Origin of the sequence: Microcystis sp. LE19-131.1A (genome assembly GCF_027532015.1) — a bacterium.
Lineage (GTDB): Bacteria > Cyanobacteriota > Cyanobacteriia > Cyanobacteriales > Microcystaceae > Microcystis > Microcystis ichthyoblabe_A.
The window spans coordinates 1-1864 of sequence record NZ_JAPZSS010000225.1; the positions used below are offsets into that span (position 1 = coordinate 1).

1 protein-coding gene is annotated in these 1864 nt (G+C 40.2%); it reads left to right on the forward strand.

The genetic code is table 11. From position 1 onward, the window contains the following. The first annotated feature begins 217 nt into the window (after positions 1 to 217). Positions 218 to 1735 (forward strand): methyltransferase regulatory domain-containing protein, encoded by a 1518-nt coding sequence (locus tag O9323_RS16560; RefSeq protein WP_002793597.1) that lies wholly within the window; start codon positions 218 to 220, stop codon positions 1733 to 1735. The last annotated feature ends 129 nt before the right edge of the window (positions 1736 to 1864 follow it).

Consider the following 1864-nt stretch of genomic DNA (forward strand, 5'->3'; position numbering starts at 1 on the left):
CTCTTCTAGGTTCTGTGTGATAAGTTTAACTTACATAGGATCGATCTTTGTGTCCTCTGTGTCTGGAGTGGTTCCCTCCACTCCCTCGCCAGCAGGACTGTATCTCAGAATACATTTTACCCACCAAATCCAAAAGAGCCAATCTAGGGGACATGGCTCTTTTGCTGTATAATCGAGTCTTAATTTTAGGAATTGTCATTATATTTGAGGAAAATCTATGAGTTGGACAGAAGGATATGTATTGGAAGTTAACTACACTAGCGGCTTTTACGGCGAGTTAAGTCCCCTAAAATTAGGTTTAGCGACTCTGATGAAATCCATTCAACCCCCCGATTCCGGTCAAGAATTTACCTATTGTGAATTGGCCTGTGGTCAGGGTTTTACCACGAATATTTTAGCGGCTACCTATCCCCACGCCCAATTTTATGCCAATGATTTCAATCCTAGCCATATCGCCACAGCTAGAGATTTAGCGGCCAAGGCGGGAATGAAGAATATTCTTTTCTTTGATGATAGTTTTGAGGAATTTGTAGAGCGAGATTTACCTCAATTTGACTTCATCAGTCTGCACGGAATTTATAGCTGGATTAGTGCCAAAAATCGCCAAGCAATAGTTAATTTTATTCACCGCAATCTCAAGGTGGGGGGATTAGTTTATATCTCCTATAATGCCCTTCCGGGTTGGTCAGCAGCGATGCCGATGCAGGCTTTAATGTTGCGTCATGGTCAACACAGTTCCGAACCAATTTTAACCCGCATTGAACAGGCACTTAATTTTACAGGAGAATTATTAGAGGCTAATGCTAGTTATTTTGCCCAAAATCCAATTTTAAAAAATCGTTACGAGCGCCTAAAGGAACAAAATCGTTATTATTTAGCTCACGAGTATTTCAATCAGGAATGGAATTCTTTTTACTTCGATGAAGTGGCGAAAGAATTAGAAGATGCTAAACTTAAATATGTGGGTTCCGCTCATATTAATGACCATATTGATGCGGTCAATCTCTCTCCAGTTGCCCAAGAAAAATTAGCAAAAATCAGCGACCCAATCTATCGGGAAGTGGTGCGAGATTTCTTTCTTAATAGCCAATTCCGTCGTGATATTTTTAGTCGAGGCTCCTTAAGTTTAACCAACCAAGAACAGCTTAAACAACTACAAGAAACCCGGTTTGCTCTGCTTGTTAATCCCGCAAATATCAAGTTCGAGCAGCAGTTTCCCGTGGGAGAAGTTAAGTTACAGGAGGCAATTTATCAGCCAATTTGTGAAGTTTTGGCAGAATCTCCCCAAACTTTACAGCAACTGCAAAATCATCCCAAAACCTCAAATATTAACTTAAATGGTCTTTACCAAGCTCTGATGATTTTAACTGGTATTGGCTATATTCATCCTGCTGTGGATGAGCAAACTTGTCAACAACGGAAACCATCTACTGATGCTTTTAATAATGCAGTGAAAGCGAAAGCGATCTATGATGAGGAATTAAGCTTTTTAGCTTCTCCTTTGATTGGGACTGGAGTAGTGGTCAATCGTTTAGAACAATTATTCCTCTTGGCTAAATCCTCTAACCAAGATGCAGTACAATTTGTCTGGCAAATTTTGGCAAGTCAAGGCAAAAAAGTGGTTAAAGATGGGAAACCTTTGGAAACAGAGGAGGAAAATATTGCTCATCTGAAAACAGTGTACGAGCAGTTTACTGAAGAACGTTTACTAACATTGCAAAAACTAGGTGTTTAGTAAATAAACTAAGATGTAAGTAGCTGGTTATAATTAAATTAAAAATGGATTTTAGGTTCGATCCCCCCTTAATCCCCCCTTGATAAGGGGGGCGCTGATCCCCCCTTAATCCCCCCTTGATAAGGGGGG